11 protein-coding genes and 4 tRNA genes are annotated in these 14,335 nt (G+C 53.4%); 5 read left to right on the top strand and 10 right to left on the bottom strand.

Features of this window, described 5'->3' with window-relative positions; translation table 11 throughout:
• Positions 1 to 8 precede the first annotated feature (8 nt).
• The 4 genes from ptsI to cysZ form a co-directional block, all read right to left on the bottom strand.
• Positions 9 to 1,736, bottom strand: coding sequence for a phosphoenolpyruvate-protein phosphotransferase PtsI (ptsI, locus tag AAH450_RS00950; protein ID WP_342908507.1), 1,728 nt, complete (start codon positions 1,734 to 1,736; stop codon positions 9 to 11).
• Positions 1,737 to 1,954: 218 nt separating this feature from the next.
• Positions 1,955 to 2,212 carry a phosphocarrier protein Hpr gene (ptsH, locus tag AAH450_RS00955; protein ID WP_004158914.1) on the bottom strand — a complete coding sequence of 86 codons (258 nt, stop codon included), beginning with the start codon at positions 2,210 to 2,212 and terminating at the stop codon, positions 1,955 to 1,957.
• A 392-nt stretch (positions 2,213 to 2,604) separates the two neighbouring features.
• The gene (cysK, locus tag AAH450_RS00960) at positions 2,605 to 3,576 is read right to left on the bottom strand and encodes a cysteine synthase A (protein WP_342908508.1); all 972 of its coding nucleotides are present in this window, start codon (positions 3,574 to 3,576) and stop codon (positions 2,605 to 2,607) included.
• A 129-nt stretch (positions 3,577 to 3,705) separates the two neighbouring features.
• Positions 3,706 to 4,467, bottom strand: a complete 762-nt coding sequence (cysZ, locus tag AAH450_RS00965) for a sulfate transporter CysZ (protein ID WP_342908509.1) — start codon at positions 4,465 to 4,467, stop codon at positions 3,706 to 3,708.
• A 209-nt stretch (positions 4,468 to 4,676) separates the two neighbouring features.
• Here cysZ and zipA point away from each other — a divergent pair, with 209 nt between their 5' ends.
• From zipA to AAH450_RS00980, 3 genes are all read left to right on the top strand, one after another.
• Entirely contained in the window at positions 4,677 to 5,639 is a 963-nt protein-coding gene (gene zipA / locus AAH450_RS00970; RefSeq protein ID WP_342908510.1) for a cell division protein ZipA, read from the top strand.
• Positions 5,640 to 5,716: 77 nt separating this feature from the next.
• Positions 5,717 to 7,735: an NAD-dependent DNA ligase LigA gene (gene ligA, locus AAH450_RS00975; protein WP_342908511.1), complete on the top strand. Its 2,019-nt coding sequence runs from the start codon at positions 5,717 to 5,719 to the stop codon at positions 7,733 to 7,735.
• Position 7,736: 1 nt separating this feature from the next.
• Positions 7,737 to 7,949, top strand: coding sequence for a DUF3820 family protein (locus AAH450_RS00980; protein WP_342908512.1), 213 nt, complete (start codon positions 7,737 to 7,739; stop codon positions 7,947 to 7,949).
• Positions 7,950 to 8,027: 78 nt separating this feature from the next.
• Here AAH450_RS00980 and AAH450_RS00985 read toward each other — a convergent pair whose 3' ends face one another.
• Positions 8,028 to 9,053 (bottom strand): bile acid:sodium symporter family protein, encoded by a 1,026-nt coding sequence (locus AAH450_RS00985; RefSeq protein ID WP_342908513.1) that lies wholly within the window; start codon positions 9,051 to 9,053, stop codon positions 8,028 to 8,030.
• 96 nt (positions 9,054 to 9,149) lie between these two features.
• Between AAH450_RS00985 and AAH450_RS00990 the strand changes: the two genes are divergently transcribed.
• Positions 9,150 to 10,070, top strand: coding sequence for a LysR family transcriptional regulator (locus tag AAH450_RS00990; protein WP_342908514.1), 921 nt, complete (start codon positions 9,150 to 9,152; stop codon positions 10,068 to 10,070).
• Here the strand turns inward: AAH450_RS00990 and AAH450_RS00995 are convergent.
• From AAH450_RS00995 to AAH450_RS01015, 5 genes are all read right to left on the bottom strand, one after another.
• Positions 10,067 to 10,417 carry a FlxA-like family protein gene (locus AAH450_RS00995; protein WP_342908515.1) on the bottom strand — a complete coding sequence of 117 codons (351 nt, stop codon included), beginning with the start codon at positions 10,415 to 10,417 and terminating at the stop codon, positions 10,067 to 10,069. The two genes, AAH450_RS00990 and AAH450_RS00995, sit on opposite strands and share 4 nt — an antisense overlap.
• A 1,824-nt stretch (positions 10,418 to 12,241) precedes the next feature.
• Positions 12,242 to 12,317: transfer RNA gene (locus AAH450_RS01000), tRNA-Lys, on the bottom strand.
• Positions 12,318 to 12,321: 4 nt separating this feature from the next.
• A tRNA-Val gene (locus AAH450_RS01005) sits at positions 12,322 to 12,397 on the bottom strand.
• A gap of 34 nt (positions 12,398 to 12,431) precedes the next feature.
• A tRNA-Val gene (locus tag AAH450_RS01010) sits at positions 12,432 to 12,507 on the bottom strand.
• Between the two features lie 48 nt (positions 12,508 to 12,555).
• A tRNA-Val gene (locus AAH450_RS01015) sits at positions 12,556 to 12,631 on the bottom strand.
• 272 nt (positions 12,632 to 12,903) lie between these two features.
• Between AAH450_RS01015 and gltX the strand changes: the two genes are divergently transcribed.
• The gene (gene gltX, locus AAH450_RS01020) at positions 12,904 to 14,319 is read left to right on the top strand and encodes a glutamate--tRNA ligase (protein WP_342908516.1); all 1,416 of its coding nucleotides are present in this window, start codon (positions 12,904 to 12,906) and stop codon (positions 14,317 to 14,319) included.
• The last annotated feature ends 16 nt before the right edge of the window (positions 14,320 to 14,335 follow it).

Genomic DNA, 14,335 nt, shown 5'->3' on the forward strand with positions numbered 1-14,335 from the left:
TCCAGGTTTCAGCAAAGTGTTTTTTCTTCAATGAATTTGTTAACCAGATTCATCAACTCATCCGCGGTGGGTTGAGCCATAGCCTGCTCTGCTAATGCCTTCGCATCTTCAAAATTCGTATTACGAATAATTTTCTTGATGCGCGGGATAGAAATGGCACTCATGCTGAATTCATCCAGCCCCATTCCCAATAACAACAGTGTAGCACGTTCATCGCCAGCCAGCTCACCACACATCCCTGTCCATTTGCCTTCAGCATGAGACGCATCAATAACTTGCTTGATAAGTGTCAGCACGGAAGGGGTCATCGGGTTGTAGAGATGAGAAATCAAATCGTTGCCGCGATCTACCGCCAGCGTGTACTGGGTCAGGTCGTTGGTACCGATACTAAAGAAATCGACCTCTTTAGCCAGATGATGGGCGATGGCCGCGGAAGCAGGCGTTTCCACCATAATCCCGGTCTCAATCGTTTCATCAAAGGCTTTGCCCTCTTCACGCAGCTGCGCTTTCAGCTTCTCCAGCTCAGCTTTTAAGGTACGCACTTCCTCAACGGAGATAATCATCGGGAACATGATGCGCAGCTTGCCGAAGGCAGAAGCACGCAGGATAGCGCGCAGCTGGGCATGCAGGATTTCCGGACGATCCATCGCGATGCGGATCGCGCGCCAGCCAAGGAACGGGTTATCTTCTTTTGGCAGGTTCATATAGGGCAGGTCTTTATCGCCGCCAATGTCCATGGTACGCACGATAACGGCCTGAGAGCCCATCGCTTCCGCCACCGCTTTATAAGCCTGGAACTGCTCTTCTTCCGTTGGCAGCGACTCGCGGTCCATAAACAGGAACTCGGTACGGTACAGGCCCACGCCTTCAGCACCGTTACGCTCTGCACCGGCAACATCACGCACGGTACCAATGTTGGCGCAAACCTCAACCTGATGGCCGTCCAGCGTGATGGCTGGCAGATCTTTCAGCTTCGCGAGATCGTTTTTCTCGGTCACATACTGATTATGAATAGCCTTAAGCTCTTCAATCTGCTCTGGAGTCGGGTTCACATAAACCTGATTGTTAACGCCGTCCAGAATCAGGTAATCGTCGTTTTTCACCTGGCTGGTCACGCTGCCGGTGCCAACGATGGCGGGCAGCTCCAGCGAGCGTGCCATGATTGAGGTGTGCGAGGTGCGGCCACCCAAATCAGTAATAAAGCCCAGCACCTTGTTGAGGTTCAGCTGCGCGGTCTCTGAAGGGGTTAAATCCTTCGCCACCAGCACCACTTCGTCAGCGATAGCGCTGAGATCAACAATATGCAGGCCAAGAATATTTTGCAGCAGACGCTTACCGATATCACGTACGTCGGCGGCGCGCTCTTTCAGGTATTCATCATCCAGCTCTTCAAGAGCTTTAGCCTGACCTTCAATCACCGAGAAGGCTGCCGCATCGGCAGAAGCCAGCTCGTCTTTAATCAGGGCTATGATTTCCTGTTCCAGCTCTTCATCTTCCAGCAACATAATGTGGCCTTCGAAGATCGCTTCTTTCTCTTCACCGAATGTTTCACCGGCTTTGATTTTGATCGCTTCAAGCTGCGATGCAGCTTTGGTGCGGCCATCAAGAAAACGCTGAACTTCCTGCTCAACCTGGTCGGCAGCAATTTTTTTCCGGTTGATGACTATTTCATCTTCTTTCAGCAAAAGCGCTTTGCCAAAAGCGATACCCGGTGATGCTAAAATACCTGAAATCATAACCCTACCTTTTTAATGACTAGTAATCACCTGAGGCGATCAACCCAGAAACTGTTGGCTAATCCACTCAGCGAGCCAGCGTTATCAGCTGCCAGCGTCTCGCGCTGGCTGCCCCCACTCTGTACTGGAAGGTACTCTACGAAAGCAACAACGCGGACGTGCTGTCCGCGATCAATATGTCTGCATTCAGTTGGCTGGCTCAGCCTGAGAAGAGGAGCTTATTCCAGCTCTGCCATCAGCTTAACCAGATGTTCTACCGCTTTCTGCTCATCTTCACCTTCAGCAGAGAGTGTCACAACGGTTCCCTGAGTCAGCCCCAGGGTTTGCAGTTTGAACAGGCTCTTGGCGCTGGCTGATTTGCCGTTAGAAGTCACGGTGATATCTGATGCAAAAGCTTTCGCTTCTTTCACGAACTGTGCAGCAGGGCGAGTATGGAGGCCATTAGGTGCGGTGATAGTAACTTCTTGCTGGAACATTCTTTTTCCCCAACTTAATTTGGTTAGATGTTATCGACCTAAAGTCTAGCCTGGTGACAGGACTTTAGCCTGGATGAGTCGCGCTGGCCTGCGTACGAAGACGCGCCAAAAAATGCGCTGTTTAAAGGCAGGAAGGAGGCCGCGCCACTTTCTCGCTTTCGTCTCGCTTTCCTTTTCCCATTATGCCGCGAATTAGGCTGCCGCGCCAAATGAGTAAATCGATTCAGCTTGATCCATCGCACAGTACGATTAATTTTGCGGATCGAAATAATGGTGGCTTTGATACCAGACACCCACGGGTAAAAGCAATCTGTAGCGTGGTAAAACTTTGACCTGCTCCACAAAAAAGCACCCGTTTGGGTGCTTTTTTAGACAAATCCGGGTCGGTAAGCTTACTGCTGTAACTCTTTTTCCGTAAAGAGATCGGCAAACAGAGCGGTACTCAGATAACGCTCGCCGGAAGAGGGCAAAATCACCACAATCGTTTTGTTGGCGAACTCTTCTTCTTCCTGGAGCTTCAGCGCGGCGGCAACGGCAGCACCGGAGGAGATCCCTGCAAGGATACCTTCCTCTTCCATCAGGCGACGGGCGGTAGAGATAGATTCTTCGTTGGTAATAGCCACTACGCGATCGATCAGGTTCAGTTCAAGGTTGCCCGGAATGAAACCTGCGCCAATACCCTGAATTTTATGCGGGCCGGGTTTGATCTCTTCACCAGCCAGCGCCTGGGCGATAACCGGCGAGTCGGTAGGTTCTACCGCAACGGAAATCAGATCCTTTTTTCCTTTAGTATTTTTCAGATAACGGCTAACCCCGGTCAGGGTTCCGCCTGTTCCAACGCCAGAGATAAAGACATCCAGGTTGCCATCGGTATCTTCCCAGATTTCCGGGCCGGTGGTTTTCTCATGGATTTCCGGGTTTGCCGGGTTGCTGAACTGCTGAAGCAGAACAAATTTGTCCGGATTTCCCGCCACAATCTCTTCCGCTTTGGCAATTGCGCCCTTCATCCCTTTAGCGCCTTCCGTCAGGATCAGGTTAGCACCCAGCGCTTTCAGCAGCTTGCGGCGCTCCACGCTCATGGTCTCTGGCATGGTCAGGGTCAGTTTGTAACCCCGTGCCGCAGCCACATAAGCCAGGGCAATGCCGGTATTACCGCTGGTAGGTTCCACCAGCTCAACGCCAGGCTTTAATATGCCGCGCTTCTCAGCATCCCAAATCATATTGGCACCGATACGGCATTTCACGCTGAAGCTCGGGTTACGGGATTCCACTTTGGCCAGAATGCGTCCGTTACCGATGCGGTTCAGTCGAACCAGCGGCGTATGGCCGATTGTTAACGAGTTGTCTTCATAGATCTTACTCATAGCCCGTCCTTAACTGTGTGAAATTTGGGAAACGCTATGAGCATACCCGCTTCAGTTTTTCAAGGAAGTGATGAAATCGTATATATATATGTTAAGCAGCAATAAGGGCAAATGAAAAGGCATAAGGCCTTAGTTCACCCGTCCCAGCGTTGCGCGATAACGGTCAACCCACATTGCTGTCGCGCCGCAAACGGCTACCGGCATAATCGCCAGATTCAGAACAGGTATCATGGTAAACAGGCTGACCAGCGCCCCAAACTGCATATTGTCAGTTTTGTTGCGACGCAGGGCGGCGCGCATCTGCTGGAAGCTGACTTTATGGTTATCGAACGGATAATCGCAGTATTGAATAGAGAGCATCCAGGCGCTGAACAGGAACCAGAGTACAGGGGCCACCGTCTGGCCAAACCCGGGCACAAAGTAGAGTATCAGTAAGATCAGGGCGCGGGGCAGGTAGTAAGCGAGCTTTTGCCACTCACGCTTCATGATGCGGGGCAGGTCTCTGACCAGAGCAGACCAGCCGCTGTCCGGCAGCGGTTTTCCCGTTAAACGGGCTTCAAGCTGCTCCGACAGCAGGCCACAAAACGGGGCGGCAATCCAGTTAGCCAGGGTAGAGAAGAAGTAGCTGAAGACCAGTACGATGGAAATCACCGTCAGTGGCCAGAGCAAATAGCTTAACCATTGCAGCCAGTCGGGGACTTTCGCCATCAGCGTCGGGAGCCACTGCCCCAGTTGCCAGAAAAGCCAGATAAAGGCTCCCCCCATCAGCAGAAAATTAACCAGCAGCGGCACGATAACAAAACGGCGGATACCTGGCAGCCGGATCAGTTTCCAGCCTTGAGCAAAATAGTGTATGCCGTTGCCGGATTTGGGGTTGAAATTAGAGGTCATGGCCTGATTTTCTCCTTACAGACGCTTCGGCAGCGCAGTGATTTACGCGTACCAGTGTGCTTTTGAACGAAAAAACAGCAAAAAACCGTGTTGATACACGCTTATTTGTCAGAAAATACTGCACGGACTTGCACTTGTTATCCAGGGCAAATACAGTTAGAGGATAAAGTTTGCCGCGGTGGCAAGGTATTGGAACAACAGAGAATACAATGATGCAGGATTTGCGTCTGATATTAATCGTTGTTGGCGCGATCGCCATAATAGCGCTTTTACTTCACGGCTTGTGGACCAGCCGTAAAGAGCGCTCATCCGTTTTTCGCGATCGCCCTCACAAGCGTTTAAAACAGGATAGAGAAGAGGCATTTGACGACGCCGATGATGGCGTAGGTGAAGTGCGTGTGAAACATTCGCGTGCAGAAGAGCCGGTTTCTCCGCCTGCTTTTGGGGCTGATGAAGCGCCGCCGCGCCCAACCAAACCTCGTGCTCAGCCTGAGCCGGTGCGTCATCAGCATCCCGTTGATGAACAGCCTGAGCTTGATCCGCTGTTTGGCGGGGAGCTGCCGCATGCGCCTGAACCGGAATATGATTTCCATGAGGAGCCGGAACCGGTTCGTCAGCCGCAGCCAGAAGCACCGCGTCAGCCTGTAGAGAATATGGCTGGCGTGAAGCCAGAGGTTGCTCCAGCACCTGAATTTAAGCCAGAGCCTGCGCCTGAAGCGGCGCAGCCTGTAGCGCCCAAGCCTGAACGGGCGAAAGAAACGGTGCTGGTTCTGCACGTGGGCGCACATGCAGGTGGCGTATTGAATGGTGAAGCACTGTTGCAGGGCGTGCTTCAGGCAGGTTTCCAGTTTGGTGAGATGAATATTTTCCACCGCCACCTCAGCCCTGCCGGCAGCGGCCCGGTGCTGTTCAGCCTGGCAAATATGGTCAAGCCTGGCTCATTCAACCCGGACGAGATGTCTGACTTCTCCACGCCTGGCGTCTCTATCTTTATGATGGTGCCTTCTTATGGTGATGCGAATCAGAACTTCAAGCTGATGCTGCAATCTGCCCAGCGTATTGCGGATGATGTCGGCGGCGTGGTACTGGATGATGAGCGTCGGATGATGACGCCGCAGAAGCTGGAAACCTATAAAAACCGTATTCGTGACGTCATTGAGGCCAACGCCTGACGCGTTGAGCCTTAAGGTAAGCTTCCCCCTTTCAATACCCCCGCCAGTCGGGGGTTTTTTATCTCTATGGTGCCGCTATGGAATCCTTACAAGACAAAATTACTGCGCTGCAAACCACGCTTCGTCATCATGAGTATCAGTACCATGTCATGGACAGTCCTGAGGTGCCGGACGCTGAATATGACCGGCTGATGCGTGAACTGCGCGACCTGGAAGCGGCCCACCCAGAGTTGATTACGCCGGACTCGCCTACCCAGCGGGTGGGGGCCGCGCCGCTCGGTGCGTTTGAGCAGGTACGGCATGAGATGCCAATGCTGTCGCTGGATAACGCTTTTGATGAAGAGAGTTACCTTGCCTTCTACAAGCGTGTGCAGGACCGCCTGAAAAACAGCGACGACATTACCTTCTGCTGTGAACTGAAGTTGGATGGTCTGGCCGTCAGCCTGCTGTATGAAAACGGCTTGCTGGTCAGGGCGGCGACGCGGGGTGATGGCACCACCGGAGAGAACATCACGGTTAACGTGCGCACCATCCGCGCCATTCCTCTTCGCCTGCATGGCGAGAATATTCCTGCTCGCGTGGAAGTGCGTGGTGAAGTCTTTATGCCGCAGGCTGGTTTTGAAGCATTAAATGAGGAAGCACGCCGCACTGGCAGCAAAGTTTTTGCTAATCCCCGCAATGCGGCCGCAGGTTCACTTCGCCAGCTCGATCCGCGCATCACCGCTAAACGTCCGCTGACCTTTTTCTGCTACGGTCTGGGTCTGCTTGAAGGCGGCGAAATGCCACGCAGCCACATGGCGCGTTTGCAGCAGTTCAAGGCGTGGGGACTGCCGGTAAGCGACCGTATTCGCCTCTGTCACAGCAGTGATGAGGTGCTGGCTTTCTACCGTCAGGTTGAGCAGGAACGTGCCACGCTGGGCTTTGATATTGATGGCGTGGTGATCAAAGTCGACTCGCAGGATCTCCAGGAGCAGCTCGGCTATGTGGCGCGAGCGCCACGCTGGGCGATTGCCTTCAAGTTCCCGGCGCAGGAACAGATGACCACAGTACGTGATGTCGAGTTTCAGGTGGGGCGCACCGGCGCTATCACGCCTGTAGCGAGGCTGGAGCCGGTTCAGGTGGCGGGTGTGATGGTGAGTAATGCCACATTGCACAACGCCGATGAGATCGATCGTCTTGGGCTGCGCATTGGCGACAGAGTCGTTATCCGTCGTGCTGGCGACGTTATCCCTCAGGTGGTGGGTGTGGTGGCTTCTGAACGCCCGCAGGATGCCAGGGAAGTGGTTTTCCCGACGCACTGCCCGGTCTGTGGTTCCGACGTTGAACGCGTGGAAGGGGAAGTGGTGGCTCGCTGTACGGGCGGCTTGATCTGCGGCGCGCAGCGAAAAGGGGCGCTTAAACATTTCGTCTCCCGAAGGGCGATGGATGTGGATGGTCTGGGCGATAAAATCATCGACCAGCTGGTGGAGAAAGAGTACGTCAAAACTCCGGCAGACCTGTTCACGTTGACGGCGGGCAAGCTTACCGGGCTGGATCGCATGGGGCCGAAATCGGCGCAGAATGTGGTCAACGCGCTGACCAAAGCCAAAGAGACCACGCTGGCTCGTTTCCTCTACTCACTGGGTATCACGGAAGTAGGTGAAGCGACCGCCGCGAACCTGGCCGCGCATTTTGGCTCGCTGGAAAAAATCATTGCCGCCGATCTCGATGCGCTCATTGCCGTTCAGGATGTGGGTAAGGTGGTAGCCAGCCATGTCCGAAACTTTATGGATGAAGAGAGCAACCGCGAGGTTATCCGTCAGCTGGTGGAAGAGGCGGGCATTAGCTGGCCTGCGGTGGAAGTGGTGAATGCGGAAGAGATCGACAGTCCGTTTGCCGGTAAAACGGTGGTACTTACCGGTTCGCTGAATATTCTCTCGCGCGATGAAGCCAAAGATCGCCTGACGGTGCTGGGCGCCAAAGTCAGCGGCAGCGTATCGAAGAAGACCGACCTGGTGATAGCGGGCGAGGCGGCGGGTTCCAAGCTGGCTAAGGCGCAGGAGCTGGGCATTGAAGTCATTGATGAGGCGGAGATGATCCGTTTGCTGGGCGAGTAAAGTGGAGAAAGAGAATCTGCTGGAAATTGCCAACACCCTGATGCCGTTTGGCAAATACAAGGGCAGGGCGCTTATCGATCTGCCGGAAGAGTATCTGCTCTGGTTCGCCCGCAAGGGTGAATTCCCGGCGGGTCATCTGGGGGAGCTGTTACAGCTTACTCTGGCGATAAAGGTCGAAGGGCTGGAAGGCCTTGTTAAGCCGTTAAAGCGTTAAGTAAACTCAACCGCCGCTTCAGAAAATGGAAAACCAGCTAAGGGATCTCCTTGCTGGTTTTCTGTTAGCAGGTACTAATCAGTGAAGTGATTTCTGCGACTCAACCACTGGGCCTTTGCCCTCCTGCAATTTTGCCGCCCGCTTCTCACCCGCTTTTTTATACCGCTGTGCCAGCATGGAACAGACCATCAGCTGTACCTGATGGAAAATCATCAATGGCAGCACAATAATCCCGACAGATGCGGCGGGGAACAGGATATTCGCCATAGGCACACCGTTCGCCAGGCTCTTTTTCGAACCGCAAAACAGAATGGTGATCTCATCCGCACGGTTAAATTTAAACAGACGCGCCACCAGCAGATTGATAGCCAGAACCACAAGCAGGATCCCCAGACTACCCACCAGGATATAGAGCAGAGTAGCAGCGCCCACGCGATGCCAGATGCCGTTCACCACGGCTTCGCTGAAAGCGGAATACACCACCAGCAGGATCGAAGCCTGGTCCGTTTTACCAATCAGTCCACGGTTTCTCTCTACCCAGCCAGCAATCCAGCGGCGTGAGATATGCCCCAGCACGAAAGGTACCAGCAGTTGCAGCATGATTTTACCAATCTGCTCCAGGTTGCCGCTGGCCGCATCGCTATGTACGTTCATTACCAGACCAACCAGCAGAGGGGAAATAAAGACGCCAAGCAGGCTGGAGGCGGATGCGCTGCATACGGCAGCGGCAACGTTTCCGCCCGCCAGGGAGGTCAGGGCGATGGCGGACTGAACAGTAGCTGGCAAAATACAAAGGTAGAGGAAGCCGGTATAAATTTCCGCGCTAACAGGCAGGGGATGCCACCATACAAACAGCAGGCCGAGTATTGGGAACAGCACAAACGTGCTGCACATCACCCAGAGATGCAGGCGCCAGTGGCCGCCACCAGCAATAATTTTTTCGCGTGAAAGCTTTGCGCCATGCATAAAAAACAGCAGCGCGATGGCCGCGGTTGTCAGCCATTCAAAGAAATCCACAAAGTGCCCACGCGCAGGCAGAAAGGTTGCCAGCAGCACGGTGATAATCAGTTTCAACATCAGTGGATCAATACGAAAAATGCCCATTGTTAATGCCTGGTTAAATAAATAATGATCGCTATTGTGCGGCAGGTGGGTTTAGAAATAAAATTGATTTATTGAATACATATATGAATAAATCAGATGAATTATACGCTTAAACAGCTTCGGGTTTTTGTCGCCGTCGCCCATCAGGGTAGCTTTAGTCAGGCCGGGCAGTTGATTGGGCTGAGCCAGTCGGCAGTCAGCCACAGTATTAAAGAGCTGGAAGGGGAGATGGGTATTCGTCTGCTGGACAGGACCACGCGCGAAGTGCTGCTGACTGAAGCGGGCGAGCAGCTTGCCAGCCGTCTTGAAAGGCTGCTGGAAGAGCTTAATACTACCTTACTGGACGTACGCAGCTATGGGCAGCAAAGAAGTGGCACTGTGCGTGTCGCGGCAAGCCAGACCATTTCAGCCCATCTTATGCCGCAGTGTCTCGCCGCGGGTCAGGTGCACTTTCCGGAAATCAGAGTGATGTTGCGGGACCGCCCGCAACAGTGGGTACTGCAAAGCATCCGTAATGCTGAAGTCGATTTCGGCATTGTTATCGGGCCGCTGCCGGTAGAAGATTTTGCCTGTGAAGCCATTCTTGATGAGCCATTTTTACTGCTGTGCCGACAGGATGACCCGCTGGCGGCGCAACAGACAATTCACTGGAATATGCTTAATAAGCGCCAGCTGGTTTTACAGGATTACGCTTCCGGCAGTCGTGTACTGATTGATGAAGCACTACGGGTGCAGCAGGTTCAGGCGGAGATTGTGCAGGAAATTGGTCATCCCGCCACGCTCTACCCAATGGTGGAAGCGGGGATTGGCATCAGTATTTTACCGGCGCTTGCACTTCCCTTGCCACAGGGCAGACCGTTGCTGGTCAGGCGGATGGTGCCGGAGATCAACAGAACTATCATGCTGGTAAGACGGAAAAATCGTTCGCTGACGCCCGCCGCAGAGGCTATCTGGCAGGAAGTGCGTCAGCAGGCTGCCCTGCTGACGCAGCAACGGGAGATCACCCCAGCGTTTTAAATATACACATCCAGCGCATTGCTTGCCGTTGGACGGTTAACGCCATCACCTGGTTTAGCAGTGACGGCCGTTTCAGCTTGATTGTTACTCTGCTGCTCTTGCGCTTTCTCAGCCTGCTGTTGCTCAATCTGCGCTATCTGCGCCTCAATCAGCTGCATCTGGCTTTCAATCAGCTGTTGCTGTTCAGATTTTTGCTCCGTTGTCAGCGTGTTATCCATCGCCAGCGACTTCAGCTTATTCTGTAGCTGAGTAATCTGCTTGTTAAGGCTGGCAATCTGAGAAGTTGACCCGCCCCCTGAGCCTCCGGAGCCAATTGAAGTGGTGGAGTTGGTATTGATTGTCGTCATCGCTATTTCCTTTGTAACAGACCAGTACGGTTATCGGTCGCTGTGGCAGAAGACTTGATAAGAGAAATCGTAAAAGTTGCGCAAGGAAAGTGAAAAGGGGGAAGAGGGTGCAATGAATGCGGAGACTGTTTCTGGAAAGCAAAACACTGGACGGCGGTAAGCGTCGTCCCAAAACCGTGATAAAAGGTTAAAGCGGGTGCGGTGGTAAGGCATCACAACGAAGCGCGTTATCCGGGACGCCGTAAACCCATACATGGAAGCCTGACTGCCGCATCCCTGCGGCAGCAACCCGGCTAACGTGCTCTGCGGCACCAACCTTCAGGTACATCGTTGTTGGTGAGCATTAAAGTCACACAGGTCAAAACCGGGTTCGGTAGAAAGGCGTCACCATGGAGCATGTTATCCGGGACGTCGTGAATCCATACATGGAAGCCTGACTGCCGCATCCCTGCGGCAGTCACCTGGCTAAGGCATTCCGGGATGCCGTTCATTAAATTCAGCGTTGTTGGCGGGTTTGGCATTTACACAGGTCAAAACCGAATCGGTGCAAAGGTGTCACCCCGGAGTGCCTTATCCGAGACGCCGTAGTGCGTAATGTTAACTTTGATATGTTGCGCAGCATTAGCGCAAGCCTGGATGCCGCATCCCTGCGGCATACACTCGGCTAACGTGTTCTGTGCTGCCACCCGTTAAATTCAGTGTTGCTGGTTGGCTTGGTGTTCACACAGGTCAAAACCGGGTTCGGTGCAAAGGCGTCACCACGGAGCACGTTATCCGGGACGTCGTGAATCCATCCCTGGAGACTTGGCTGCCGCATCCCTGCGGCAGACACCCGGATAATGCACTCCGGGGTACCACCCCTTGAATTCGGAGTTGTTGGTGTATTTGCCGGTCACACAGGTCAAAACCAGATTTGATGCGGGAACTGAATTCGTCTTGGTTGTGGGTTTGGAAGTTGGTTTTGGTTTTCTGTAACAGGCAACACCAATGCTGTGGGGAAGGGAGAGGGGGCTGATAAGCAAAAGCTAAGCGGCATGGACGCCGCTTCGCAGCCCCCAGGGAGGGGTTCACGGCGTTTTTGTGTTCAGCCCCCTCTCCCTGACCAGGCTACTGGCTCTTCAGACGACATGCTTTTTAATTCAGTACCCCATTCGCCCTGACCAGACTACTGACCCCTCAGACGGCACGCTTTTAATTCCGTACCCCATTCTCCCTGACCAGACTACTGCCCCCTCAGACGACATGCTTTTTAATTCAGTACCCCATTCTCCCTGACCAGACTAATGCCCCCTCAGACGACATGCTTTTTAATTCAGTACCCCATTCATCCTGACCAGACTACTGCCCCCTCAGAGGGCACGCTTTTAATTCAGTATCCCATTCACCCTGACCAGACTACTGACCCCTCAGATGGCACGCTTTTAATTCAGTATCCCATTCTCCCTGACCAGACTACTGACCCCTCAGACGGCACGCTTTTAATTCAGTACCCCATTCTCCCTGACCAGGCTACTGGGCCCTTCAGACGACATGCTTTTCGATTCAGTATCCCGGCCCGGCTGGCAGCAGCACAGGCGACAAGCCTTTAATCCATGCCGCAGCTGTACGTCAAAGAAAAAACCTAAATCGCAGACAGCAAAAAGGCGCCTTCAGGGCGCCTTTCTACATTGATAAGTCGTGCAGGATGACCTGGCTCTGCCTTGTCCTGACTGGACGTGGCTGATGGCAACGCTGTCTCTCTTCGTTCCACCCGACCTGCTACAGGTTCAACTCCTTCACGAATGACGCACAGCAAAAAGGCGCCTTTAGGGCGCCTTTTTACATTGGTGGGTCGTGCAGGATTCGAACCTGCGACCAATTGATTAAAAGTCAACTGCTCTACCAACTGAGCTAACGACCCGAAGTGGTGGGTGATGACGGGCTCGAACCGCCGACCCCCTCCGTGTAAAGGAGATGCTCTACCAACTGAGCTAATCACCCACTTCGGTACTTCTTCACAAAACTCACTGAGAGATGGTGGGTGATGACGGGCTCGAACCGCCGACCCCCTCCGTGTAAAGGAGATGCTCTACCAACTGAGCTAATCACCCATCTCTGGAATTCTGGTCTTACTCTACACTGCGAGCCACCCTTTAGAGTGGTGGGTGATGACGGGCTCGAACCGCCGACCCCCTCCGTGTAAAGGAGATGCTCTACCAACTGAGCTAATCACCCCCGCTGTGTGGAGTCGCATTATAGGGATCGCGGCAAATGAGTCAACGGTTTTTAAAAGGAAAATATTCGTTCGTCTTAAAATTAATCAAGATGTTGGGGTTTTATGCAAAAACCAGGGGGTGAAGCGGGCTTTCCAGGCAAAGGCTGCCAACAACCGGGGGAATGCCGTTGAGGAATCATCTTCAGGTGGTAGAATGTTGCCCACTTTAGTTGATATTAATCAGACCTCACCGGCATGAGCCGAAACTGATAGCGTAATAAGGCAGCTGTTAATGAAAATCAAAACCCGCTTCGCCCCCAGCCCAACCGGCTATCTGCACGTTGGCGGCGCACGTACCGCGCTCTACTCCTGGCTGTTTGCCCGTCATCAGGGCGGTGAGTTTGTCCTGCGTATCGAAGATACCGACCTGGAGCGCTCCACGCAGCAGGCTATCGACGCGATTATGGATGGCATGAACTGGCTCAATCTCAACTGGGATGAAGGCCCGTACTTCCAGACCAAACGTTTTGATCGCTATAACGCGGTAATCGACCAGATGCTGGAAGCGGGAACAGCCTACAAATGCTATTGCTCCAGAGAGCGTCTGGACGAACTGCGCGAAACGCAGATGGCGAATCATGAAAAGCCACGTTATGACGGTCACTGCCGCGACAGCCATGAACATCATGCTGATGATGAGCCTTGTGTGGTGCGATTCCGCAACCCGCTGGAGGGATCGGTGATCTTTGATGATCAGATCCGTGGCCCGATCGAATTCAGCAATCAGGAGCTGGACGATCTGATCATCCGTCGTACTGACGGTGCGCCAACCTATAACTTCTGCGTGGTTATCGATGACTGGGATATGGAAATCACCCACGTTATCCGTGGCGAAGACCATATCAATAACACCCCGCGCCAGATCAATATTCTGAAAGCGATTGGTGCACAGGTGCCGGTTTACGCGCACGTCTCTATGATCCTGGGCGATGATGGCAAGAAACTCTCTAAACGCCACGGCGCGGTAGGGGTGATGCAGTACCGTGACGATGGCTATCTGCCGGAAGCGCTGTTGAACTACCTGGTTCGCCTGGGCTGGTCACACGGCGATCAGGAAATTTTCTCTGTAGAAGAGATGAAAAACCTGTTCGATCTGGAAGCCGTCAGCAAATCTGCCAGCGCGTTTAACACTGAAAAGCTGCAATGGTTGAACCATCACTATATCAATACGCTGGCGCCTGAATATGTGGCAACACACCTGCAATGGCATATTGAGCAGGAAAATATTGATACCCGTACCGGGCCGGAACTGGCTCAGCTGGTGAAGCTGTTAGGTGAGCGCTGTAAGACCCTGAAAGAGATGGCGGCTTCCTGTCGTTACTTCTACGAGGATTTTGCCGAATTTGATGCCGATGCGGCGAAAAAACACCTGCGTCCGGTTGCCCGTCAGCCGCTTGAAGTGGTGCGCGACAAACTTGCGGCAGTCACAGACTGGAGCGCAGAGAACGTGCACCAGGCAATTCAGGCTGCGGCAGATCAGCTGGAAGTGGGCATGGGTAAAGTCGGTATGCCGCTGCGCGTAGCTGTCACCGGTGCGGGACAGTCTCCCGCACTTGATGTCACCGTGCATGCAATTGGCAGAACCCGTTCTGTAGCACGTATCGACCAGGCGCTGGCCTTTATTGCAGAGCGTGAAGCTCAGCAGTAACGCTGCGCTACTCTTC

The sequence above is a fragment of the Erwinia magellanica genome (assembly GCF_039023495.1).
Taxonomy (GTDB): Bacteria; Pseudomonadota; Gammaproteobacteria; order Enterobacterales; family Enterobacteriaceae; genus Erwinia.